At 65.8% G+C, this 21,653-nt stretch carries 26 protein-coding genes; 20 read left to right on the plus strand and 6 right to left on the minus strand.

From position 1 onward, the window contains the following. The first annotated feature begins 236 nt into the window (after positions 1 to 236). Genes rplN through ACFULV_RS14660 form a run of 4 tightly spaced genes read left to right on the plus strand, consistent with a single transcriptional unit; the run spans position 237 to position 1,680 of the window. Positions 237 to 605 (plus strand): 50S ribosomal protein L14, encoded by a 369-nt coding sequence (gene rplN, locus ACFULV_RS14645; RefSeq protein WP_056818394.1) that lies wholly within the window; start codon positions 237 to 239, stop codon positions 603 to 605. Between the two features lie 2 nt (positions 606 to 607). Further along, the gene (gene rplX / locus ACFULV_RS14650) at positions 608 to 925 is read left to right on the plus strand and encodes a 50S ribosomal protein L24 (RefSeq protein ID WP_056818391.1); all 318 of its coding nucleotides are present in this window, start codon (positions 608 to 610) and stop codon (positions 923 to 925) included. Between the two features lies 1 nt (position 926). Then, positions 927 to 1,490, plus strand: a complete 564-nt coding sequence (gene rplE, locus ACFULV_RS14655; protein WP_056818389.1) for a 50S ribosomal protein L5 — start codon at positions 927 to 929, stop codon at positions 1,488 to 1,490. Positions 1,491 to 1,494: 4 nt separating this feature from the next. Beyond that, complete coding sequence (locus ACFULV_RS14660; protein WP_056818387.1) at positions 1,495 to 1,680, plus strand: type Z 30S ribosomal protein S14; 186 nt, start codon at positions 1,495 to 1,497, stop codon at positions 1,678 to 1,680. 30 nt (positions 1,681 to 1,710) lie between these two features. On the opposite strand, the gene ACFULV_RS14665 is transcribed toward ACFULV_RS14660, so the two are convergent. From ACFULV_RS14665 to ACFULV_RS14680, 4 genes are all read right to left on the minus strand, one after another. Then, positions 1,711 to 1,926: a hypothetical protein gene (locus ACFULV_RS14665; RefSeq protein WP_378632244.1), complete on the minus strand. Its 216-nt coding sequence runs from the start codon at positions 1,924 to 1,926 to the stop codon at positions 1,711 to 1,713. Between the two features lie 13 nt (positions 1,927 to 1,939). Further along, entirely contained in the window at positions 1,940 to 2,599 is a 660-nt protein-coding gene (locus ACFULV_RS14670) for a Uma2 family endonuclease (protein ID WP_378656659.1), read from the minus strand. 79 nt (positions 2,600 to 2,678) lie between these two features. Beyond that, positions 2,679 to 4,244 carry a protein kinase gene (locus ACFULV_RS14675; protein ID WP_378656662.1) on the minus strand — a complete coding sequence of 522 codons (1,566 nt, stop codon included), beginning with the start codon at positions 4,242 to 4,244 and terminating at the stop codon, positions 2,679 to 2,681. After that, a complete protein-coding gene (locus ACFULV_RS14680; RefSeq protein ID WP_378656664.1) occupies positions 4,241 to 6,070 on the minus strand; it encodes a sensor histidine kinase in 1,830 nt (609 codons plus the stop codon). The genes ACFULV_RS14675 and ACFULV_RS14680 overlap by 4 nt, the downstream gene beginning before the upstream one ends. 263 nt (positions 6,071 to 6,333) lie before the next feature. Here ACFULV_RS14680 and ACFULV_RS14685 point away from each other — a divergent pair, with 263 nt between their 5' ends. Both ACFULV_RS14685 and ACFULV_RS14690 read left to right on the plus strand, forming a co-directional pair. Next, entirely contained in the window at positions 6,334 to 7,062 is a 729-nt protein-coding gene (locus ACFULV_RS14685) for a pentapeptide repeat-containing protein (protein WP_378656667.1), read from the plus strand. 180 nt (positions 7,063 to 7,242) lie between these two features. Continuing rightward, positions 7,243 to 7,455: a hypothetical protein gene (locus ACFULV_RS14690; RefSeq protein ID WP_378632256.1), complete on the plus strand. Its 213-nt coding sequence runs from the start codon at positions 7,243 to 7,245 to the stop codon at positions 7,453 to 7,455. On the opposite strand, the gene ACFULV_RS14695 is transcribed toward ACFULV_RS14690, so the two are convergent. After that, positions 7,448 to 9,007 carry an alpha/beta fold hydrolase gene (locus ACFULV_RS14695; RefSeq protein ID WP_378656670.1) on the minus strand — a complete coding sequence of 520 codons (1,560 nt, stop codon included), beginning with the start codon at positions 9,005 to 9,007 and terminating at the stop codon, positions 7,448 to 7,450. The genes ACFULV_RS14690 and ACFULV_RS14695 overlap by 8 nt on opposite strands. A gap of 464 nt (positions 9,008 to 9,471) precedes the next feature. On the opposite strand from ACFULV_RS14695, the gene ACFULV_RS14700 reads away from it, so the two are divergent. The 14 genes from ACFULV_RS14700 (at position 9,472) to ACFULV_RS14765 (ending at position 21,182) form a co-directional block, all read left to right on the plus strand. Next, complete coding sequence (locus tag ACFULV_RS14700) at positions 9,472 to 10,122, plus strand: YoaK family protein (RefSeq protein ID WP_378632465.1); 651 nt, start codon at positions 9,472 to 9,474, stop codon at positions 10,120 to 10,122. A gap of 267 nt (positions 10,123 to 10,389) precedes the next feature. Next, positions 10,390 to 10,788: a 30S ribosomal protein S8 gene (rpsH, locus tag ACFULV_RS14705; protein WP_056818383.1), complete on the plus strand. Its 399-nt coding sequence runs from the start codon at positions 10,390 to 10,392 to the stop codon at positions 10,786 to 10,788. 15 nt (positions 10,789 to 10,803) lie between these two features. Beyond that, positions 10,804 to 11,343 carry a 50S ribosomal protein L6 gene (rplF, locus tag ACFULV_RS14710; protein ID WP_378632260.1) on the plus strand — a complete coding sequence of 180 codons (540 nt, stop codon included), beginning with the start codon at positions 10,804 to 10,806 and terminating at the stop codon, positions 11,341 to 11,343. Between the two features lie 2 nt (positions 11,344 to 11,345). After that, positions 11,346 to 11,753, plus strand: a complete 408-nt coding sequence (gene rplR, locus ACFULV_RS14715) for a 50S ribosomal protein L18 (RefSeq protein ID WP_266296784.1) — start codon at positions 11,346 to 11,348, stop codon at positions 11,751 to 11,753. Positions 11,754 to 11,784: 31 nt separating this feature from the next. Further along, on the plus strand, positions 11,785 to 12,444 hold the full coding sequence (gene rpsE, locus ACFULV_RS14720) for a 30S ribosomal protein S5 (RefSeq protein WP_378632262.1): 660 nt from the start codon (positions 11,785 to 11,787) through the stop codon (positions 12,442 to 12,444). A 1-nt stretch (position 12,445) separates the two neighbouring features. After that, positions 12,446 to 12,625, plus strand: a complete 180-nt coding sequence (gene rpmD / locus ACFULV_RS14725) for a 50S ribosomal protein L30 (RefSeq protein ID WP_056819257.1) — start codon at positions 12,446 to 12,448, stop codon at positions 12,623 to 12,625. Between the two features lie 2 nt (positions 12,626 to 12,627). Further along, positions 12,628 to 13,071 carry a 50S ribosomal protein L15 gene (gene rplO / locus ACFULV_RS14730; protein ID WP_101464424.1) on the plus strand — a complete coding sequence of 148 codons (444 nt, stop codon included), beginning with the start codon at positions 12,628 to 12,630 and terminating at the stop codon, positions 13,069 to 13,071. Between the two features lie 164 nt (positions 13,072 to 13,235). Continuing rightward, positions 13,236 to 14,558: a preprotein translocase subunit SecY gene (gene secY, locus ACFULV_RS14735; RefSeq protein ID WP_378632265.1), complete on the plus strand. Its 1,323-nt coding sequence runs from the start codon at positions 13,236 to 13,238 to the stop codon at positions 14,556 to 14,558. Next, positions 14,555 to 15,100, plus strand: a complete 546-nt coding sequence (locus tag ACFULV_RS14740; RefSeq protein ID WP_378632266.1) for an adenylate kinase — start codon at positions 14,555 to 14,557, stop codon at positions 15,098 to 15,100. Before secY ends, ACFULV_RS14740 begins: the two co-directional genes overlap by 4 nt. A 26-nt stretch (positions 15,101 to 15,126) precedes the next feature. Continuing rightward, on the plus strand, positions 15,127 to 15,924 hold the full coding sequence (gene map / locus ACFULV_RS14745) for a type I methionyl aminopeptidase (RefSeq protein WP_378632268.1): 798 nt from the start codon (positions 15,127 to 15,129) through the stop codon (positions 15,922 to 15,924). A gap of 74 nt (positions 15,925 to 15,998) precedes the next feature. After that, positions 15,999 to 17,084: a BMP family protein gene (locus tag ACFULV_RS14750; protein ID WP_378656672.1), complete on the plus strand. Its 1,086-nt coding sequence runs from the start codon at positions 15,999 to 16,001 to the stop codon at positions 17,082 to 17,084. An 11-nt stretch (positions 17,085 to 17,095) separates the two neighbouring features. Then, positions 17,096 to 18,613 (plus strand): ABC transporter ATP-binding protein, encoded by a 1,518-nt coding sequence (locus tag ACFULV_RS14755; RefSeq protein ID WP_378632271.1) that lies wholly within the window; start codon positions 17,096 to 17,098, stop codon positions 18,611 to 18,613. 8 nt (positions 18,614 to 18,621) lie between these two features. Next, complete coding sequence (locus tag ACFULV_RS14760) at positions 18,622 to 19,899, plus strand: ABC transporter permease (RefSeq protein WP_378656675.1); 1,278 nt, start codon at positions 18,622 to 18,624, stop codon at positions 19,897 to 19,899. Further along, positions 19,896 to 21,182, plus strand: a complete 1,287-nt coding sequence (locus ACFULV_RS14765; protein WP_378656677.1) for an ABC transporter permease — start codon at positions 19,896 to 19,898, stop codon at positions 21,180 to 21,182. The genes ACFULV_RS14760 and ACFULV_RS14765 overlap by 4 nt, the downstream gene beginning before the upstream one ends. On the opposite strand, the gene dtd is transcribed toward ACFULV_RS14765, so the two are convergent. After that, positions 21,183 to 21,626 (minus strand): D-aminoacyl-tRNA deacylase, encoded by a 444-nt coding sequence (gene dtd / locus ACFULV_RS14770; protein WP_378656724.1) that lies wholly within the window; start codon positions 21,624 to 21,626, stop codon positions 21,183 to 21,185. It lies immediately after the preceding gene. Positions 21,627 to 21,653: the final 27 nt, after the last annotated feature.

Below are 21,653 nucleotides of genomic sequence, written 5' to 3' on the forward strand. Positions count from 1 at the left end.
GAAGGCGGTTTGAAACATATCCACTTCAGATTGCCCGGCGCACCCCGATTCGGTTCGTCCTGGAGGTTCACCTACACTAGAACGGTTGCCTGCGGGAGCTATGCCCCCGCAATCCGGCAGTGAACCCCCAGTGGAAGGTATTTCCGCTGGCAGGCGCGCGTCCGGAGGGTGACTGACCATGTGCGTCGGGTCGGCAATCCGGCGTACGTATACATCCAGGTCCAGGAGGTGCTGAAGTGATTCAGCAGGAGTCGCGACTGCGCGTCGCCGACAACACCGGAGCGAAGGAAATCCTTTGCATCCGCGTGCTCGGTGGCTCGTCGCGTCGCTATGCCGGTATCGGTGACATCATCGTCGCCACCGTGAAGGACGCCATCCCCGGCGCCAACGTGAAGAAGGGCGACGTCGTCAAGGCTGTCGTCGTTCGCACGACCAAGGAGCGTCGTCGTCCGGACGGTTCCTACATCAAGTTCGACGAGAACGCTGCCGTGCTGATCAAGCCGGACAACGACCCTCGTGGCACCCGCATCTTCGGCCCGGTCGGCCGCGAGCTGCGTGACAAGCGCTTCATGAAGATCGTTTCGCTGGCCCCGGAGGTGCTCTGACTATGAAGGTGCACAAGGGTGACACCGTGCTCGTCATTTCGGGCAAGGACAAGGGCGCCAAGGGCAAGGTCATTCAGGCCTTCCCGGCGACCGGCAAGGTTCTCGTCGAAGGCGTGAACCGCATCAAGAAGCACGTCGCGGATTCCGCGAACCAGCGTGGCGCGTCCTCGGGTGGCATCGTCACCCAGGAAGCCCCCATCCAGGTTTCCAACGTGATGGTCGTCGACTCCGACGGTAACCCGACTCGCGTCGGCTACCGCACCGACGAAGAGTCCGGCAAGCGCGTCCGGATCTCCCGTAAAAACGGGAAGGACATCTGACATGACCACCTCTGAGCAGACTCAGCCCCGGCTGAAGGCGCGCTACCGCGCCGAGATCAAGGACGCGCTGAACGGCGAGTTCGAATACGCCAACGTGATGCAGATCCCCGGCGTCGTCAAGGTCGTCGTGAACATGGGTGTCGGCGACGCCGCCCGTGACGCGAAGCTGATCAACGGTGCCGTCAAGGACCTCGAGCTGATCACCGGCCAGAAGCCCGAAATCCGTAAGGCCACCAAGTCGATCGCGCAGTTCAAGCTGCGTGAGGGCATGCCGATCGGCGCGAAGGTCACCCTTCGTGGCGACCGTATGTGGGAGTTCCTGGACCGTCTCGTGTCCATCGCGCTGCCCCGTATCCGCGACTTCCGCGGCCTGTCGCCGAAGCAGTTCGACGGCAACGGCAACTACACGTTCGGCCTCAGCGAGCAGTCGATGTTCCACGAGATCGACGTGGATTCCATCGACCGCCCGCGCGGTATGGACATCACCGTGGTCACCACCGCGACCAACAACGAAGAAGGCCGCGCGCTGCTGAAGCACCTCGGCTTCCCGTTCAAGGAGAACTGAGCACATGGCTAAGAAAGCACTGCGCATCAAGGCGGAGGCCAAGCCTAAGTTCGCCGTCCGCGCCTACACCCGCTGCCAGCGTTGCGGTCGCCCGCACGCGGTCTACCGCAAGTTCGGCCTGTGCCGCATCTGCGTCCGCGAAATGGCGCACCGCGGTGAGCTCCCGGGCGTGCACAAGAGCTCCTGGTGAGCTTGCGCTCCTCGTGAGCGCACCCGCCGCCTAGGCGAATACGAAGCAAGGCACGGACTCTCGACGGAGTCCGTGCCTTGCTGCGTTTGTGGGCATCTCAGTCGATGCGTTGAAGGGCTGCCCGGTGAGGTCGATCTCCCCACCGGCGACCAGGGCCCGCATGCGGGCGATCGCCTCGACGCGGCGGCGGCGATCGATGATCTCGCGCAATGCGGCGTTGACGGTGTCTTTTTTCGGGCTACGCATTCTGCGCTCCGGTCTATGTCAGAAATTCAAGGTCTGCCCAGGAGAGATCAATGACGAACGGGTGGTCGAAGTGGATCCCGTCGGAATCCTTGGGGGTCCATTCGCCGACCAGTAGGTAGTTGGCCGGATGTAGTGGCCGGACGCCTGCCGGGAGGGCTCCGTGGCTGGACTCCAACGCGAATATCCGGACGCTCTCGATGGCGCTGTGCTCGCCGCGCAGCTTGACCTCCCAGTACCAGGGGATCTTCGCCCCCGCGTAACGAGCCTTCTTCGCCTCGATGTCGCGATCGGTGTTCGAAGGGGACAGCACCTCGCCGACCATCACGGCATCATCGCCGCGCACATAGGAATAGGCCTTCCCGAGGCAGCGGTGAATCATGAAATCCGGCGTGACGAAGTCGGAGCGGCCGTGGTCGCCGAAGAAGACGTTGGTCTCGGTGCGTACGCTCCAGCACTGCCTCGGGTCGATGCCCATGGCGGACTTGGCTGAATGTCGAAGACCGTTCCAGAGCAAGTTGCTGAATTCCTGATGCTCGCCCGGACCACGGCGAAGCCAGACCACGCGACCGGCCCACAGTTCGATCTGTCCGGCAACTTCCTCGGGGAGCTCCTCGAGCTGCTCCCATGTCATGAATTCAGGCAGGTCGGGGCGCTGGTGATGCGCGTTCGTCATGGCTCGATGATAGTCCGACGCCACTGTGTCCATGCTTCGTCGAGTAGCCGCGCGACGGCGTCGTAGTGCCTTCGTGCGTTCAGGTGCAGACCCGTAAGTGGGTGAGTACCGCTAGGACGCGGCGGTGGTCGTCGGGTTCCGGCTGTAGGCCGAGTTTGACGAAGATGCTGCGGACGTGGGTTTCGATGGTGCGTTCGCCGAGGAACAGGGCGGCGCCGATCGCGCGGTTGGAGCGGCCTTCGGCCATGAGTCGCAGGACTTCTCGTTCGCGGGTGGAGAGCGCGTCGAGTGGGACGGCGCCGTGGTGCGGTCGCGAGACCAAGCGGCCGACCAGGTCGGGATCGATCGCCGAGCCGCCCTCGGCGACCCGGTGTAGGGCTGTCACGAACTCGTCGATGTCGGAAACCCGGTCTTTGAGCAGATAGCCGAGGCTGCGCGCGCCGCCCGAGAGCAGGTCGAGAACGCTCTCGGTTTCGATGTACTGCGACAGCAGCAGCACCGCCGTCTCGGGAAAGTCGCGACGGATGACTACGGCGGCATCGATGCCCTCGGTGGTGCAGGTCGGTGGCATCCGGATGTCGACGACCGCGACATCGGGGCGGTGCGCGCGGACCAGGCTCAACAGTGCCGCGGCATCGCCCGCCTGTCCGGTTACTTCCATGCCCTCGTCCTCCAGCAATCGGGCGATTCCCTGCCGGAGCAGCGCCGAGTCGTCGGCGAGCACCACGCGCAGGCGAGGTGCGGTCGGCGCCTGGTGGTGGCGGACCGTCGCATGTTCGGCGGTGGCGTCGGCCGCCGCGGTGAGTACCGCCCGCGCGGCGGCCGCGAACGTGCCGCAGTCCGGATAGCGGTCGCCAGGGAGCTTGGCCATCGCCCGGGCGATGACCGCGTCGAATGCCCTCGGCAGGGTGTCCAGCAGCGCGCTCGGTCGTGGAATCGGGGCGTTGAGGTGGCCGTTCAGAATGGCCGCTCGACTCGGTCCTGGATAGGGCGGGCGGCCGGTGAGCAGATGAAACAGTGTGCAGCCCAGCGAGTATTCATCGGCCTGATGATCGATGGTTCGTCCTTCGATCTGTTCGGGGGCCGCGTAGCGGATGGTGGCGACCATCATCCCGGCGCTGGTGAGGTGCACGGTGTCGTCGAGCGCTTTGGCGATGCCGAAATCCGCCAGGAGCACCCGTTCGGGCTCGCCCGGCTGGTCGGGCGCGGCCAGCAGGATGTTCGACGGGTTGACATCGCGGTGGTACACACCTGTCCGATGCGCGTAGTCCAGGGCCGCCGCGACCGTTTCAGCAATGCGCACGGCCCGCTCCGGCGCTACCGGCCCGTCCCGCACCAGGCGCGCCGCATCGGTCCCCGGCACCAACTGCATCGCGATCCAGAGGCGATCGCCCTCGCGGCCACGGTCGTAGACCGCCACGATGGCGGGGTGCTCCAGCCGGGCGGCGTGGTCGGCTTCGAACTCGAATCGCGTACGGACGTAGTCGTCTGTGGTCAGCGAGGGATGCAGGATCTTGAGTGCGACAGTGCGTGGCAGTGTGGGGTGCCGAGCCGCGTAGACACAGCCCATGCCGCCTGCGCCCAGCACCTGCTCGATGGCGTAGCCCGCGAACACCGTGCCTGGTTCCAGGTCGCACCCTCTCATGCGTCACCCCCGCGAAGTGGAAGGGTGGCGGTGAGGACTGTGCCCGCGCCGGACGAGCTGTCCACCCGCAGGTGCCCACCGAGCGCCGCAGCTCGATCAACTAAGCCACTCAGGCCGCCGCCGGGTCCGACCTGGGCTCCGCCGCGACCGTCGTCGGCGATCACGAGCCGCATGGCCTCGTCGACGATGCTGACCTGGATATCGACGTGCGTGCCGTCGGAATGTTTCGCCGCGTTGGTGACGGCCTCGGCGGCGATGAAGTACGCGGCCAGCTCCACCCCGGCCGGTGGCCTCGGAACCAGTGTGCCGTGGATCCGTACGGCGATCGGGGCCCGTTCGGCGAGTGAGGTCAGCGCCGCCGTCAGACCGCGTTCGGCGAGGATCGGTGGGAACACGCCCCTCGCCAGCTCGCGGAGCTCGCTGAGCGCGGTGTCCAGTTCGGCGGCGCCGAGCGTCACCAGATCACCCCGTGTTTCGGTGTCCGCTGTGCGCTGAGCCCGACGCAGCAGGAGGGCCGCGGCGACCAGACGTTGTTGCGCACCGTCGTGCAGATCGCGTTCGACTCGGCGTCGCTCGGCGTCGCCGGCTGCCACGATGCGCTCGCGCGAGCGACGTACCTCGGCGAGCTGGGCCTGCAGATCGTTGCGCAGCCGTTCGTGATCGAGGGCGAGTTCGGTCGCGCCGCGTACAGCGGCCAGCAGTTCGGGTTCGGTCTGTAAATGCTTGTCATAGACAAGGGCGGCAGTCGGGGCGCCGTCCCGCTCGAGGATCGTCGCCACCCGGTGACCTGTGCCGCGCGGCAGTACCCTGGCGATGCCCTGGTCGTCGACGTAGCCGCGTCGCTCGGCGTCGAAGTTCCACAGTGCCAGGGTGGGATCGTGCAGTGCGCGCCGCAGTGCCTCGACGAAACCCGAACTGATCGGGGTCGCGCCGATTTCGACCATGGCGTCACCGACCGCGGTCCTGGCCATGCGATACCGGACCTGCCCGAACGCGATGGCCATCGGTAGTAGCACCATCGGGATGTAGCGCAGATTCAGCGTCCAACCGTGCAGCGAACCGGGGAATCGGATCGCGGTCAACATGACCCACAGGACGCTCACTCCGGCGACCGTCGCGAGCACCATGATGGGGGCGAAGCCCGATCGATACGCCGCGGTGCCGGATCGCCACCGCTTGATCACGACGACGATGGCAGTGACGGCGATCAGGAAGGCGAATGCACCGACGATGAGCTGGATTCGATCGGCGAGAACCGGATCGTGGCGGATCAGCAATAGGTTGACCGAGGTCGATCGGTGCGGTGCGGGCACCTCCCGGGGATCGAAGAACATCCACTCGGCCGACACACCGAACACGGCCAGCGCCCAGCACAGCCGGACGTACCGGCGTTCCCACGATTGTCGCAGCCGACCCGACGGGAAGCCGAGCAGCACCGGAATCATCACGGGCAGATAGATATTCGTCAGGACTGCACCAGCGGTGAACAACACCGGGTCACTGGACCTGCGGACGCCACAGGCCAGCCACACCAAGCCCGCCACCACGAACAGCGGACCGGCCAGCTCGTGTGGCCGCTTGGTCCAGGTGAACAGTCCCGACGCCACGAATGATGCCCCGGTCAGCAGGAACAGCACGAGCTCGACCTGCCCGAACTTCGGCGAATGCTGAGCCGCCGAGAAGGCTTCGCGCGGGCCGAGCAACAGGATTCTGGCCGGGTCGTAGAGCGCTACCTCCGACCAGTCCACCGACAACACCACGGCGACGCTCAACGCGGCGGCACTGGCCGTCACACCACCGATGAGCGCGATCGAACGAGGTGTCATCGAACAGCCTCCAACTACCCGACCTCTTCAGGATCCTCCGCCGGAAACCCACACACAACCGTCCACTCAATCCGTGCCGGGACTGGGCTGATCAGCGACCGGGTGTCCCGAGCTCAGCACAGCACAACCGTGCTCCCCCGTAGGGATCTCAGTACCTGCCCGGACGATAAAACTGCTGTACAGAACCTATTTTTGAAGTGTGTTACTGACTGGTGGCACGTCGACACCGCCACCATCGGGCGGCACATCTCGAGGAGAAGGTCATGACAAAGAACGTGGACAAGAAGGCAGCGCTGCGAGTTTCTGCCGCCCGTCGGCCCGCTGTGCTCGTGTTGAGTGTGGTGTTGGCCGCCATGGGGCTCGGGGCGACCGCCTCGATGGCGAGCGCCGCGCCGAAACACGGCACGTGCACAATCGTCGCCAACCCTGAGTTGGCGGGACGCAAGACGTCCTGCCACGGTGCGAACCTGTCCGGCGAGGATCTGCGCGGTCACAACCTTTCCTTCGCGGACCTGTCCGGGGCGAACTTGTCCGGCGCGGATCTGCGTGACGTGGACCTGTTCATGACGAACTTGACCAGTGCGAACCTGACCGGTGCGAAGCTGTCCGGGGCGAACCTGGGGCTCGCGAACCTGGTCACGGCGAACCTGGAAAATGCGAATCTGGCTGGCGCCGACCTGCGATTCGCCGACGTGACCCGGGCCAACTTCACCAACGCGGTCGTGAACGAAGCCTCGGGTCTGGTACCAGGCCCCAAGGGGCCGCGCGGCCAGCAGGGGGAGCGGGGTCGTGTCGGACCGGTGGGACCGGCGGGACCGCAGGGCGCGCAGGGGGAGCGTGGCCCCAGAGGGCACCAAGGGGATCGGGGCGAGCCAGGTCCTCCGGGCCGCGACGGCTTCATGGGGTGCACGCTGCACAATCACGTCGACGCGTTCGGCAACTTCACGCACTCGGATTGCGCAGAGATCCATGTACCACCCGTGATCAATTAGGAGGGTCGAGCTGACGCCACTGTCCTCGGATCAGTCGGCGACCAGTTCTTCTCGGCGGGCACGGACTACTTCAGTGAAGTCCGTGCCCTCGCGCATTTCCATGTTGTGAGCTGTCACCAGCGCTGGATGAAATATATGCATTTCACTCCAGGGGTGAGGGCTGATGTGTTCTCTTGGCGCATGAAGAAGTTCGCCACAGTCGCTGTTCTTTCCGTCGCGCTCCTCGGGGCGCCCGCTGTTGCATCCGCCGCCCCCAGCGCCGGTTCCGGATCCGGGGGTGGGTCGGGGTCGTCGGAGACGGAGTTGATCTGTTCGCCGATCGCGCAGTTGTTGTTCGCCACGGGGAGTGTGGAGAAGCCGCCGCTCTACGACCTGCTCTGCCTGCTCAGCTGAACGGGGAGCGGTCGATTCCGCAGCTGACGCCGGCGGGCGGGAGCTGGGCGGTGAACAGGTAGTCGCGTTTGAGGTGTTCGGCGCAGGTGCTCTGGACGTACATGGAGCTGTGGCCCGCGCCTTCGATCACAACTACCTGGGCCCGGTTCAGTTGGGCCGCACCGGCTTTGGCCCCACGCAGTGGGGTGGCGGGGTCGTATCGGCTGTTGAGGACGAGGATCGGGGCGCCGGTTTCGCGGTTCCACGGGCCGGTGTAGCGGTCCCAGTCCTCGGCCTGCCAGAAGGCGCAGGGGGTGGCGTTGAAGACGGCGATCCGGCCGAAGTAGCGGGACTGGAAGTCTTCGGCGGCGGCCACCCGGCTGTAGACAGCGGGGTCGGTGGGGACGGTGCTGTCGGAGCATTGGATGGTGTAGAACGCCTCGACGCGATTGGCGGGGTGGTTCTCCGCGAAGAGGGCGTCGGGCACTCTGGCGGGCAGGACGGTTGCCGCGTCGAAGAGGTTCTGGAGCAGGATCGCCAGGTCGGGGTAGGTGTCGGGGCGGGAGAGGCTGCCCGCGGCACTCACTATCTGGGAAAAGGTCCACGGCGTGCCCGCGACCGTGATCGGCGCGAGGCGGGCTCGCTCGGCCAGCGTGATCCACTTGAGTTTCGGATCGCCCGCGGCGAACGCGCAGCGTGGACCCGCGGCGGAGCAGTCGCGCAGGAAGGTGTCGAAGGTTTCGGCGATGCCGGCGGCTACGCCCTGGCGGGTGTCGAGCGGCAGATTCACGCCGTCGGCGCCGTGGCCGTTCACATTGCCCTCGAAGTCGAGCGAACCGTCGAACGCCATCGCGCGGACCCGGCCGGGGAACATGTTGGCGTAGACCGCGCCGACCTGGGTGCCGTAGGAGATGCCGTGGTAGGTCAGAGCCTCATCGCCGACCGCGCGGCGCAGCAGGTCCAGGTCGCGGGCGGTGTTGGCGGTGGAGGCGTGGCGCAGGATCGGCCCCGCGTGCTGGGCGCAGCGGGTCGCGATATCGGCCGAGGCGGCGAAGAACGCGGGCTCGTCGCCCGGATCGGTCGGTGTGCCGGGGAAGGAACCGAGGTACGCGGCCTGCTCTTCGGCGCTCGGGAAACACTGCGTGCCCGCGCTGCGCGAGACCGCGCGCGGATCCCAGGAGACCAGGTCGAAGCGGGCGCGCAGTTCGTCGGAGAACAGCCACGGCCAGCGGGCCCGTTCGCGTAAGCGGTCGACGCCGGAGGGTCCGGGCCCACCGAAGTTGACGAACAACGTGCCGATGCGGCGTGCGGGATCGGAGGCGGGCAACTTGATGACAGCCAGGTCGATCTGCGTGGCCTGCGGGCTGTTGTAGTCCATCGGCACCTGAGCCAGCGCGCATTCGAATCCGTCCGCGCAGGACTCCCATGCCAGTGCCGGGGTGGCGGCACCCTCGGCGAGCTGGTCGACATAGGGATCGGCCCCAGCGCGCGCGGGCGTGACGAGCGCGCCGATCCCGAGCAGTACGGCGAGCAGATAAGCCGAGCTCCGGCGGCGTGCACAGTGGGAAGACAACAGCCGAGCCTCCTGCGCGGATCCGACGAACCTCGCGAAGCTACCACATTCGTGAGCAGCGCTTACTAACGCAAAGTGGTTGGTATCGAACACAATTCGATCGGTGGCGCGGGCCGCACGGCATCGCGTGCCGGCATCGTCGCATGTCGCCGCCTTCCTCGGGCGTCGGTCGATGCGGTCGTCCGCGGAATTGTCTTCGAATTTTCACGGTTACCGCGGCATTACCGGCTCCTCATATTCCTGTGTCTTTCCCGAGAATGTGATCTCCATGCTGGTCGATAATTTATTTCGTGGCTACTGTCGGGGTCGTTGCATGACAATGCGGCGTGCAGATGGGCGTCAGTGTCGATCCCTTGCCGAGTGAATGCAGAGGATGTGAGTTCGTGACCCTGACCACAGAAAACAAGCCACGTGACGTGGCCCACCGGGTGTCTCTGCGGGGAATTCCCGCCGGCGCGATGCCGATGGTCGCGTTTCTTTCTATTTTGGCCGGATTTATCGGAGCGGCGGCCTATACGCATTCCGCCGGATATTTCGTGACATTCATGACCGGTAATACCGAGCGCGCCGTTCTCGGCTGGTTCGACAATGATCAGCTGCTGGCCACCGGGGCGATCACGCTGCTTTTCTCGTTCGGCCTCGGTGTGTTCGTCGCCTCGCTGCTGCGACGGCGGCTGTGGCGGCGCGGTCACTACGGTGCGTCCGTGGTGACCACCGTGGCGCTCGCCGTGGCCGCGGTGGTCGACTTCGCCCTCGACCGCACCGGCGGCCAGGAGGTGGGATTCATCCCGATCGCGTTCGTCGCGTTCGCGGTGGGCGCGCTCAACACCGCGTTCGTCAAGAACGGCGAGACCAGCGTTCCGCTCAGCTATGCCACCGGAACGGTCGTGAAACTGAGCCAGGGCATCGAAAGTCATGTCAGCGGGGGTAGTGCGCGCGATTGGCTCGGCTACGGCATGCAGTACGCGGCGTTCGCCGTCGGCGCCCTGCTCGGCGGCTTGATGAGCACGGTGGTGGGTGGTGAGATGATGCTGATCGTCGCCGCCGTTGTCTCGGCCGCGGCGATTCTGATCACCTACAAGACGGGTGGGAGGGCGGCCCACACCGCCGCGTGACGGAGATCGCCCCGGTCGGTCGGCCCCCGAGTTTGGTCCTGACCACGGCATTGCCTACACTAGAGCGGTTGCCTGGGCAGATCTGTGTCCGCTGCGCGCTTCGGCGCGGGTGGGACCGTGCCAGGCGCCGAGAGCTCGCAAGAGAACTCATCCGGTCGGTAAGTGCCGACCGGACCAGCCGAATTGTTGTAGGCCCACGGTCGACCGCGTGAGAGTGCGGGAGATGTTGCATGGGAACCGCAGCGAGAAAGGTGTCGAGGTCTAACCATGACCATGACTGATCCGATCGCAGACTTCTTGACGCGTCTGCGCAACGCCAACTCGGCGTACCACGATCAGGTGAAGGCGCCCCACTCGAAGATCAAGGTGAACATCGCCGAGATCCTCAAGCGTGAGGGCTACATCGCCGATTACCGCACCGAAGACGCGACCGTTGGCAAGGCCATCGTCGTCGATCTGAAGTACGGCCCCAGCCGTGAGCGCAGCCTGCAGGGCCTGCGTCGCGTCTCGAAGCCGGGTCTGCGTGTGTACGCGAAGTCCACCAACCTGCCCAAGGTCCTCGGCGGCCTCGGCGTGGCGATCATTTCCACGTCGACCGGTCTGCTCACCGACCGTCAGGCGGCCAAGCAGGGCGTCGGGGGCGAAGTCCTCGCCTACGTCTGGTAAGGGAGGTCAGGACTAATGTCGCGTATTGGTAAGAAGCCCATCGAGATTCCGGCCGGCGTCGACGTCAACATCGACGGCCAGGTTGTCACGGTCAAGGGGCCCAAGGGCACCCTCTCGCACACCGTGGCCGAGCCCATCATCGTCACCAAGGGTGAAGGTAATGAGCTCGAGGTTGCTCGTCCCAACGACGAGCGCGCGAACCGTTCGCTGCACGGCCTTTCCCGCACCCTGATCGCCAACATGATCGAGGGTGTCACCAAGGGCTACGAGAAGAAGATGGAAATCTTCGGCGTCGGTTACCGCGTTCAGGCCAAGGGTTCGAACCTCGAGTTCGCCCTCGGTTACAGCCACCCGGTGCCGATCGAGGCCCCGGCAGGCATCACCTTCGCGGTGGAATCGCCCACCAAGTTCTCGGTGTCCGGAATCGACAAGCAGAAGGTCGGTCAGATCTCCGCTGTCATCCACGGACTGCGTAAGCCCGACCCGTACAAGGGCAAGGGCATCCGCTACGCCGGCGAGGTCGTTCGCCGCAAGGTCGGAAAGACGGGTAAGTGATCATGGCGCAAACTGCTAACCAGAAGGCGAAGCGGATTCCGCTGGGCAAGGACGCTTCCACGAAGCGTCGCCTGTCGAAGACCCGCCGTCACTTCCGTCTTCGTAAGAAGGTCGAAGGCACCACCGAGCGTCCGCGCCTGGTGGTCAACCGCTCCGCGCGGCACCTGCACGCTCAGCTGATCGACGACTCGGTGGGCAAGACCATTGCCGCCGCTTCCTCGATCGAGGCCGACGTGCGGGCGCTCGAGGGCGACAAGTCCGCCAAGGGCGCGAAGGTCGGTCAGCTGATCGCCGAGCGTGCCAAGGCTGCCGGTATCGAGGCGGTCGTGTTCGACCGTGGTGGTCACGACTACCACGGCCGTATCGCGGCGCTGGCCGATGCCGCTCGTGAAGGTGGGCTGAAGTTCTGATGACTGTTATTTCGAACGGAAGGAACGTCTGATGCCGGGACGTCAGCGGCGTGACGGCGGCAACGGACCCGCCGGACCCAACAGCAACTCCAACAGCAACGCCGGAGGCCCCGAGGGCAACCGTCGTGGCGGTGGCGATCGTCGCGGTGGCGGCGACCGTCGTGACAACGCGGCCGAGAAGAACCAGCTCGAGCGCGTCGTCGCGATCAACCGTGTCTCCAAGGTCGTGAAGGGTGGTCGTCGCTTCAGCTTCACCGCCCTCGTGATCGTCGGTGACGGCAACGGTCTGGTCGGCGTCGGCTACGGCAAGGCCAAGGAAGTTCCCGCGGCCATCCAGAAGGGTGTCGAGGAGGCTCGTAAGAGCTTCTTCCGCGTCCCGATGATCGGCTCGACCATCACTCACCCCGTTCAGGGTGAGGCGGCGGCCGGTGTGGTCATGCTGCGTCCGGCTTCGCCCGGTACCGGTGTGATCGCGGGCGGCGCGGCTCGCGCCGTGCTCGAATGCGCAGGCATTCACGACATTCTGGCCAAGTCGCTCGGTAGCGACAATGCGATCAACGTCGTTCACGCGACGGTTGCCGCGCTCAAGATGCTCCAGCGTCCCGAAGAGGTTGCCGCTCGTCGCGGTCTGCCGATCGAGGATGTCGCTCCGGCGGGCATGCTGCGTGCGCGTGCAGGACAGGGAGCCTGACATGGCTGATCTCAAGGTGACTCAGATCAAGAGCACGATCGGTGCCAAGTCGAACCAGCGCGACAGCCTGCGGACGCTTGGTCTGCGGAAGATCCGCCAGTCGGTGGTTCGTGAGGACAACGCTCAGAACCGCGGTCTGATCAACGTCGTGCGCCACCTCGTAACAGTTGAGGAGGTCTAGACATGACCATCAAATTGCACCACCTGCGTCCCGCCCCTGGCTCCAAGACCGAGAAGACCCGTGTGGGTCGCGGTGAGGGTTCCAAGGGTAAGACCGCCGGTCGCGGTACCAAGGGCACCAAGGCACGCAAGAACGTCCCTGCGGCGTTCGAGGGTGGCCAGATGCCGCTGCACATGCGTCTGCCGAAGCTTCGCGGCTTCACCAACCGCTTCCGGGTCGAGTACCAGGTTGTCAACGTTGGCCGCATCGCCGAGCTGTTCCCTCAGGGCGGCGTCATCGGTAAGGCAGAACTCGTCGAGGCCGGCGCCGTTCGCAAGAACGAGCTCGTCAAGGTTCTCGGCGACGGCGAGATCGGTGTCGCCATCCAGGTGACCGCCGACAAGGTGACCGGCTCCGCCAAGGAGAAGATCACCGCCGCCGGTGGCACTGTCACCGAACTGGCCTGACGGTACTGTAGTCAGCAGCTGACACCGGACGAGTCGCGAGCTCGTCCGGTGTCACTGTTAGAGTTCCAAGTGTTGTCTGCCAAGCTCGTCATCGGCTGACGATTCCACATGCTGTCCAGTGGTTCAGTCGCATGGCATGACCATGTCGTTCGCCAGGAGGATTTGTGCTTTCCGCCTTCGTATCGGCCTTCCGGACTCCGGACTTACGGCGGAAGATTCTCTTCACGCTGGGGTTGATCGCGCTGTACCGGTTGGGTGCCGCGCTGCCGTCCCCCGGCGTCGACTACCGCGCGGTCCAGGACTGCGTGAAGCTGGTCTCCGGTGGTGAATCCGCCGGTATCTACCAGCTCATCAACCTTTTCTCCGGTGGCGCGCTGTTGCAGCTGTCGGTGTTCGCGATCGGCATCATGCCGTACATCACCGCGAGCATCATCATCCAGCTGCTGACGGTCGTCATCCCGCGGTTCGAGGAACTGCGCAAGGAAGGCCAATCCGGCCAGACCAAGATGACGCAGTACACCAGGTACCTGTCGGTCGCGTTGGCGATCCTGCAGGCCACCGGTCTCGTCGCGCTCGCCGCGCGAGGTCAGCTGCTGCAGGGCTGCCAGCAGGAAATCCTCGCCGACACCAGCATTTTCGGCATGATCATCATCGTTCTGGTGATGACCGCCGGTGCCTCGCTGGTCATGTGGTTCGGCGAGCAGATCACCGAGCGCGGTGTCGGTAACGGCATGTCGCTGCTCATCTTCGCCGGTATCGCGGCGCGTATCCCGCTCGACGGCAAGAGCATCCTGGATACCCGCGGTGGTCTGGTCTTCGGTCTGGTGTGTGCCGCCGTCCTGGCGATCATCGTGGCCGTGATCTTCGTCGAGCAGGGTCAGCGCCGGATTCCGGTGCAGTACGCCAAGCGCGTCGTCGGTCGCAAGATGTACGGCGGTTCATCGACGTACCTGCCGTTGAAGGTCAACCAGGCCGGTGTCATCCCGGTGATCTTCGCGTCCTCGCTGCTCTACCTACCCAACCTGGTCGCGCAGCTCACCAACTCGAATACGGCGACGGATCCGAGCTGGTGGCAGGAGATCATCCAGAAATACCTGGTGAATCCGTCCAACCCGGTCTACATCGCGATCTACTTCGCGCTGATCGTGTTCTTCACCTACTTCTACGTCGCGATCACCTTCAACCCGGAGGAACGCGCGGACGAGATGAAGAAGTTCGGTGGCTTCATCCCGGGCTACCGGCCCGGTAAGCCGACCGCCGACTACCTCAACTACGTCCTGAGCCGCATCACCCTGCCTGGCTCGATTTACCTCGGTCTGGTCGCCGTGCTCCCGAACCTGTTCCTCGACATGGGCAATTCGGGTGCGGTCGCGAACCTGCCGTTCGGCGGTACCGCGGTGCTCATCATGGTCAGCGTGGGTCTCGACACGGTCAAGCAGATCGAGAGCCAGCTGATGAATCGAAATTACGAAGGGTTCCTCAAGTGAGAGTTGTTCTGCTCGGTCCGCCGGGTGCCGGCAAAGGTACTCAGGCCGTCCTGCTGTCAGAGAAGCTGGGCGTTCCGCACATCTCCACCGGAGACCTCTTCCGCGCGAATATCAGCCAGCAGACCGCACTCGGTCGCGAGGCGCAGAAGTACATGGACGCGGGCGACCTGGTCCCCAGCGACGTCACCAACCGTATGGTCGAGGCGCGTGTCGGCGAGCCCGACGCCGCGAACGGTTTCGTGCTCGACGGTTACCCGCGCACGGTCGATCAGGCCGACGCGTTGAAGAAGATCCTCGAGCACAACGGCACCACGCTCGACGCGGTGCTGTGCTTCGTGGTCGCGGAGGACACCGTGGTCGAGCGGATGCTCGCCCGTGGGCGCGCCGACGACACCGAGGACGTCATCCGCAACCGGCTGCGGGTCTACCGTGAGGAAACCGAGCCGCTGCTCGAGCACTACGACGGTCTGGTCGTGACCGTCGACGGCATCGGTGAAGTCGATGAGGTCAACGCGCGGGCGCTGAAGGCGCTCGGTCAGTAATCAGCGGATCGGAGTACTGAGGCCGGATGGTCTTCAACCGTAAGAAGAAGGTCGTGCCGTTCCGTTCGGCGGGCGAGCTGGATGCCATGCAGGCAGCCGGCGCGATCGTCGGCGCCACGCTGGTCGCCGTTCGCGCGGCGGCCAAGCCCGGCGTCTCGACGCTGGAGCTCGACGAGGTCGCCGAGGCGACGATCCGCGACGCGGGTGCTGTCCCGTCGTTCAAGGGTTATCACGGGTTCCCCGGCTCGATCTGTTCTTCGGTCAACGATCGTGTGGTCCACGGGATCCCCTCGGCGAGTGACATTCTCGTCGAGGGCGATCTCGTGTCCATCGACTGCGGCGCCATCCTCGACGGCTGGCACGGCGACTCGGCGTGGACGTTCGGCATCGGCACCATCATCGAGGCCGATGAGTTGCTGAGCGAGGCCACCAGACTCTCGATGGAGACCGGCATCGCGGCGATGCTGCCGGGCAACCGGCTGACCGACGTCTCGCACGCCATCGAGCTGGGTACGCGCGCGGCCGAACAGGCGCACGGCCGGCAGTACGGCATCGTCGACGGTTACGGTGGCCATGCCATCGGGCGCGAGATGCACATGGATCCGTTCCTGCCCAACGAAGGCGCGCCCGGTAAGGGCCCGCGCCTGGTGGTCGGGTCGGTGCTGGCGATCGAGCCGATGCTGACGCTCGGTACCACCGAGACCAAGACGCTCGATGACGACTGGACCGTGGTCACCACCGACGGGACGCGCGCGGCGCATTGGGAGCACAGCGTCGCTGTCACCGAAGACGGGCCGCGCATTCTCACGCTGCGCCCGGAGTAGTTCACCGACGGCTTTTCGGTGAAGTAATCGTTCTAATCAGTCTGGTCGCCTGCGCGATCCTGTATCTCTGAGTGATGAGATCTCGGATCGCGCTGGTCGCCGTCGGTTGCGCGGCCTCGGCCTTGCTCGTCGGCTGCGGTGAGCCGCCGCCGGACGCGCGCTATACGGGATCGGGCAACACCTACGGCACCGCGAACGCGGGTTTCGAGACCTGCATGGTGACCGACGCGGGCGGCGTCGATGACAAGTCGTTCAACGAATCCGGCTGGAACGGGGTGAAAGCCGCGATCGACGCCAACCCCGGCGTCTACGGTTCCTACCGACAATCCAACAGTTCCGCCGACTACGAACCCAACCTGCGAGCCTCGGCCGACGACGACTGCGATCTGGTGATCGGCGTCGGCGGCCTGATGGCCGAGGCGGTGGCACAGGTGGCCGCGGAGTACCCCGATCAGCGTTTCGCGATCGTCGACGCGCACGTCGAGCTGGACAATGTCTACTCGATGGAGTTCAACGCCGCCCAATCCTCTTATCTGGCAGGCTATCTCGCGGCGGGAGTGTCCAAGACCGGCCGGGTCGCCACCTGGGGCGGCATGCAGATTCCCGCGGTGACCATCTTCATGGACGGGTTCGCCGCCGGAGTGGCCGGGTACAACGCGGCGCACGGGACCGCGATCGCCGTGCTCGGCTGGGATGTCGAGGACCAGAACGGTTCGTTCACCGGCAATTTCGACGATACGAGCGCGGGTCGCTCGCTCACCGAGAACTTCATCGCCCAGGGCGCCGACGTGATCCACCCGGTCGCGGGACCGGTCGGCATGGGTGGGGCGTCCGCAGTGCAGGACTCGCCGAACGTATCCATGATCTGGGTGGATTCCGATGGCTACGAGGCGGTTCCGGAGTACCAGGACATCATGTTGTCCTCCTCGATGAAAGACATCTCCGCCGCGGTGCGGGTGGCGATCGACAATGCCTTCGGCGACGGCGTCAAGGACGGCCGGTACGTGGGCACCCTGAGCAATGCCGGGGTCGGGCTCGCGCCGTTCCACGATTTCGACGCGAAGGTGCCCGAGCCGCTGAAGCGGGAGCTCACCACTCTTCGGCGCGACATCGTCGACGGCAAGATCGTGATCAATTCCCCGGCCGCCCCGAAGCTGTAGAGGACAGGCGCATGCGACTCGAAGCACAGGGACTGACCAAGGCATTCGGAACGTTTCTCGCCGACGACAGCGTCGATCTGGTGGTCGAACCCGGCCAGGTGCACGCGATCCTCGGCGAGAACGGCGCGGGCAAGTCGACCCTGATGAACATGCTCTACGGCATCCTCGAACCGACCAGCGGTCAGATCCTGATCGACGGCGAGCCGGTACGGCTGCGATCGCCGGGCGACGCCATCGCCGCCGGAATCGGCATGGTGCATCAGCATTTCAAGCTGGTCGGGCCGTTCAGTGTCGCCGACAACGTGCAGCTGGGTCGCGAACACGTCAAGCGGGGCAGCCTCGATCGGGCGACCGCGCGGCGGGCGGTGCTCGAGGTGTCCGAGCGGTACGGTCTGGCGCTGGATCCCGACGCGATCTGCGAGGACCTGCCGGTCGGCGTGCAGCAGCGCGTCGAGATTGTGAAGGCGCTGTCGGGCCGGACCGATCTGCTGATCCTGGACGAGCCGACCGCCGTGCTCACCCCGCCCGAAGTGGCCGAGTTGCTCGGGATCATCCGCAATCTCACGGCCTCGGGGATGTCGGTGATCTTCATCAGCCACAAGCTCAAAGAGGTGAAAGCGATCGCCGACACGATCACTGTGCTGCGGCGCGGGAAGGTCGTGGCCGAGGCGTCGCCGCAGGACAGCGAGGCCGAGCTGGCGGCGGCGATGGTCGGGCGGTCGGTCGTGCTCACCGTGGATCGCCCGCCCGCGCGGCCGGGCGAGATCGCGCTGGACATCAAGGATCTGACAGTGCTGGGCGAGCGGGGGACGCCGATGCTCGACGGACTGAGTTTGGCTGTGCGGGCCGGTGAGATCGTCGGGTTGGCCGGGGTCGAGGGCAACGGGCAGACCGAACTGGCCAGGGCGGTGCTCGGCACCATCACGCCCGAGGGCGGGTCGGTGGAGATGAGCGGGACCCCGGTCACCGGATGGAACCCGTATCGGCGGATCGTCGCCGGGCTCGGCTATATCCCGGAGGATCGTGGCCGCGACGGGCTGGCCGCCGATTTCACCGTCGCCGAGAACCTCGTCCTCAATCAGTACCGCGACAAGCCGCTGTCGAATCACGGGGTGGTCGACGCGGCGGCGGTGCGTTCGCTGGCCGACAAGGCCATCGCCGATTTCGACATCCGTACCAGGGGGCCGGGGGAGCTGGTGTCGGCGCTGTCGGGCGGCAATCAGCAGAAGGTGGTGATCGCGCGCGAATTCTCCAGGCCGCGTTCGGTTCTGATCGCCGCGCAACCGACGCGAGGAGTCGACGTCGGCGCCATCGAGTTCATCCATCGCCGGCTGGTCGCCGAACGTGACTCGGGGACAGCGGTTCTGCTCATCTCCGCGGAGCTGGACGAGATCCTGGCCCTGTCCGACCGCATCGCCGTGATCCACAACGGGCAGATCGTCGGCGTCCTGGCCCCGGACACGCCACGCGAGATCATCGGTCAGCTGATGGCAGGCCATCGTCCCGCCGATCCAGCACCCGCGAGCTGAGGACACCCATGCCGAGTACGACCATCGAGCCGGACATCGACTCACCCGGCGAGCGTAAGCCAGAAAAGCGCGACGTAGGCCGCACGTTCGTGGGGTACTTGACCGAGGCCAACAGCGTGATGGTGACGATCTATTCGTTGCTGCTGGCCTTCGCGATCGGCGCCCTGTTGATCATCGTCTCCGACGCGGCGGTGCGGGGTGCCTGGGGCTACTTCTTCAATCGCCCCGCCGATGCGCTGAGTTTCTCGTGGCAGGCGGTGAGCGCGGGATATCGCGACATGTTCGAGGGCGCGATCATCGACTTCGGGCGGGTGAGCCAGTACACCGACGGTGACGCCACCCTGGCCCAGGTGCTGCGCCCGATCTCGGAGACGCTCACCTACGCGACCCCGCTGATCTTCACCGGGCTCGCCGTCGGTCTGGCGTTCCGGGCCGGACTGTTCAATATCGGCGGGCACGGGCAGTTCATCCTCGGCATGCTCGGCGGCGTGATCGTCGGGTTCGCGCTCGACCTGCCGCCGCTGCTGCATGTTCCGCTGGCCCTGCTCGCGGGGGCGCTCGCCGGCGGTGTGCTCGGCGCCATCCCCGGTGTGCTCAAGGCGAAAACCGGCGCGCACGAGGTGATCTCGTCGATCATGCTGAACAATATCGCCACCTATTTCCTGCTCTGGGCGTTGAGCACCACGTTCATCCACTCGACGACCTCGCAGGAACTGGTCTCCAAGCAGGTGGACTTCTCCGGCCGATTGCCCCGGTTGCTCGGCTGGGCGGGCTCGGGCCTGCGGGTCAGCGCGGGGCTGTTGCTCGGGCTTTTGCTCGCGGCCGGAATCTGGTGGCTGCTGCGCAAATCCACCTTCGGCTACCGGATCCGGGCGGTCGGCGCCAATACGCACGCGGCGGAGACGGCGGGTATCGATATCGGGCGCACGTTCATCACGACGATGGCGGTGTCGGGCGGGCTGGCCGGGTTGGGCGGTGCCGCACTGGTACTGGGACTCAACCCCTACACGGTGAATCCGGGTACGGTCGCCGAATTCGGGTTCGACGGGATCACCGTCGCGCTGCTCGGGCGGGCCCATCCCGGCGGCATCGTGGCCGCCGCACTGCTGTTCGGTGCGTTGAAATCGGGCACGCTGCACATGCAGCCCGCCATTCCGGTCGAGATGTCCACGCTGTTGCAGGCGGTGATCGTGCTGTTCGTCGCCGCGCCCGCGCTGGTGAAAACCCTGCTGCACCTGCGCACACCGCGCGGTGGTCTCAACACTCTGGAAGCGAGGGGCTGGTGAGTACCACCACCGCGTCACCGGCCGTCACGGCCGAAGCCGTCCGGCACAATGTGGCCGGGGTGGTGCTCATCGTGCTCGGCATCGGTCTCGGCGTCCTCGGCCTGCTGTTCGTCGAGGGTGGGCGCACGACCACCTTCCGGCTGGATCAGACCGTCGAAAGTGGTTGGACCGTCGACACTCTCACGATCGTGCTGGTCCTCAGCGTGGTGACGGTGGTGCTCGGTGGGGTGCTGGCGGCGCGGACGCTCTCGCGGCGCGCGCACGGGGCGATCGTCGGCATCGCGGTGACGGCCCTGGTGATCGCGGCGCTGTCGTGGGTGGTCACGCCGGGTGTCGGTTTCCCGGTGGAGTTCGTGTTGGCGTCGACGCTGTTCCTGGCGCTGCCGTTCATCTTCGGTGCGCTGTCCGGCGTGGTCTGTGAACGGTCGGGCGTGATCAACCTCGGCATCGAGGGACAGTTCCTGGCGGGCGCGTTCACCGCGGTGCTGTTCTCGTCGATCACCGGCAGCCCCTACGCCGGGATTCTGGCCGCGGTGATCAGCGGCATGCTGTCGACGCTGCTACTGGCCTGGCTGGCGACCCGCTTCGAGGTGAACCAGCTGGTCACCGGTGTCATTCTCAATCTGCTCGCGCTGGGGCTCACCGGCTTCCTGTTCGAACGGCTCATGCGCATGGACCATTCGCTCAACCAGCCGAGCACGGTGCCGCGCATCGGTGGGTTCCTCCACGACATCGGCCTCGGCTTCCTGACCGACATCCCGGTGCTCGGGCCGGTGCTGTTCGACCAGAACCTGTTCGTCTATGTGGCGCTGGCCTGCGTGTTCGGGCTGTCGTATCTGCTGTTCCAGACCCGCTGGGGCCTGCGCACCCGCGCCGTCGGCGAACATCCGGCCGCGGCCGACGCCGCGGGCATCGACGTGAACCGCCTGCGCTTCTGGAATGTCACCTGTGCCGGCGCCCTGTCAGGTTTCGGCGGCGCCTCCTTCACTATCGCCAACAACGTGGCCTTCAGCAAGAACATGACCGCCGCGCTCGGCTTCGTGGCCTTGGCGGTGATGATCGTCGGCCGCTGGAAGCCGGTCGGCGCCCTGCTGGCCGCCCTGCTGTTCGGCTTCTCCAGTGCCCTGCAACGCTTCCTCAACACCATGCCGGGTAACCCGATCCCCACCGAGTTCCTCGGCATGCTGCCCTACATCGTCACCCTCGTCGTGGTCGCCGGATTCATCGGAAAGGCGGTCGCGCCCGCGGCCGACGGCATCCCGTACCGGCCGGGCGACAAGTAGTCAGCCTTCGAGCAGGACGGTGACCGGGCCGTCGTTGGTGAGTTCGATCTGCATGTGGGCGCCGAATTCTCCGGTGGCGACGGTGGCGCCCAGTTCGCGGAGTGTCTCGGCGAAGGTGTCGACGAGGGGTTCGGCGAGGGAGCCGGGGGCGGCGGCGTTCCAGGACGGGCGCCTGCCCTTGGCGGTGTTGGCGTAGAGGGTGAACTGGCTGACCACCAGGATGGGGGCGTCCAGGTCGGCGGCGGAGCGTTCGCCGTCGAGGATGCGCAGGCGATAGGCCTTGTCGGCCAGGGCTTTCGCGGTGGCCGCGGTGTCGGTGTGGGTAGCGCCGACGAGAGCGAGGAGCCCGTGGGGTACACCCGTCGCCGCCGGATCGATGCGGCCGACGACCTGATCGTCGACGCTCACCTGGGCGCTGGTCACACGTTGCAGCAGTACTCGCACAGTTCCGATCATGCCGGGTGACCGCGC

Source organism: Nocardia sp. NPDC057272, from assembly GCF_042668615.1.
Lineage (GTDB): Bacteria > Actinomycetota > Actinomycetes > Mycobacteriales > Mycobacteriaceae > Nocardia.

What these genes read in the sequence shown, in the direction of transcription:
- rplE (WP_056818389.1), top strand. Translation starts at nt 927, where the DNA reads ATGACCACCTCTGAGCAGACTCAGCCCCGGCTGAAGGCGCGCTACCGC.
- rpmD (WP_056819257.1), top strand. Translation starts at nt 12,446, where the DNA reads ATGGCTGATCTCAAGGTGACTCAGATCAAGAGCACGATCGGTGCCAAG.
- ACFULV_RS14670 (WP_378656659.1), bottom strand. Translation starts at nt 2,599, where the DNA reads ATGACGAACGCGCATCACCAGCGCCCCGACCTGCCTGAATTCATGACA.
- ACFULV_RS14760 (WP_378656675.1), top strand. Translation starts at nt 18,622, where the DNA reads ATGCCGAGTACGACCATCGAGCCGGACATCGACTCACCCGGCGAGCGT.
- ACFULV_RS14665 (WP_378632244.1), bottom strand. Translation starts at nt 1,926, where the DNA reads ATGCGTAGCCCGAAAAAAGACACCGTCAACGCCGCATTGCGCGAGATC.
- rplO (WP_101464424.1), top strand. Translation starts at nt 12,628, where the DNA reads ATGACCATCAAATTGCACCACCTGCGTCCCGCCCCTGGCTCCAAGACC.
- rplF (WP_378632260.1), top strand. Translation starts at nt 10,804, where the DNA reads ATGTCGCGTATTGGTAAGAAGCCCATCGAGATTCCGGCCGGCGTCGAC.
- rplX (WP_056818391.1), top strand. Translation starts at nt 608, where the DNA reads ATGAAGGTGCACAAGGGTGACACCGTGCTCGTCATTTCGGGCAAGGAC.
- rpsE (WP_378632262.1), top strand. Translation starts at nt 11,785, where the DNA reads ATGCCGGGACGTCAGCGGCGTGACGGCGGCAACGGACCCGCCGGACCC.
- ACFULV_RS14700 (WP_378632465.1), top strand. Translation starts at nt 9,472, where the DNA reads ATGGTCGCGTTTCTTTCTATTTTGGCCGGATTTATCGGAGCGGCGGCC.
- ACFULV_RS14675 (WP_378656662.1), bottom strand. Translation starts at nt 4,244, where the DNA reads ATGAGAGGGTGCGACCTGGAACCAGGCACGGTGTTCGCGGGCTACGCC.
- rplR (WP_266296784.1), top strand. Translation starts at nt 11,346, where the DNA reads ATGGCGCAAACTGCTAACCAGAAGGCGAAGCGGATTCCGCTGGGCAAG.
- ACFULV_RS14755 (WP_378632271.1), top strand. Translation starts at nt 17,096, where the DNA reads ATGCGACTCGAAGCACAGGGACTGACCAAGGCATTCGGAACGTTTCTC.
- map (WP_378632268.1), top strand. Translation starts at nt 15,127, where the DNA reads ATGGTCTTCAACCGTAAGAAGAAGGTCGTGCCGTTCCGTTCGGCGGGC.
- ACFULV_RS14690 (WP_378632256.1), top strand. Translation starts at nt 7,243, where the DNA reads ATGAAGAAGTTCGCCACAGTCGCTGTTCTTTCCGTCGCGCTCCTCGGG.
- ACFULV_RS14685 (WP_378656667.1), top strand. Translation starts at nt 6,334, where the DNA reads ATGACAAAGAACGTGGACAAGAAGGCAGCGCTGCGAGTTTCTGCCGCC.
- ACFULV_RS14750 (WP_378656672.1), top strand. Translation starts at nt 15,999, where the DNA reads ATGAGATCTCGGATCGCGCTGGTCGCCGTCGGTTGCGCGGCCTCGGCC.
- ACFULV_RS14680 (WP_378656664.1), bottom strand. Translation starts at nt 6,070, where the DNA reads ATGACACCTCGTTCGATCGCGCTCATCGGTGGTGTGACGGCCAGTGCC.
- ACFULV_RS14660 (WP_056818387.1), top strand. Translation starts at nt 1,495, where the DNA reads ATGGCTAAGAAAGCACTGCGCATCAAGGCGGAGGCCAAGCCTAAGTTC.
- rpsH (WP_056818383.1), top strand. Translation starts at nt 10,390, where the DNA reads ATGACCATGACTGATCCGATCGCAGACTTCTTGACGCGTCTGCGCAAC.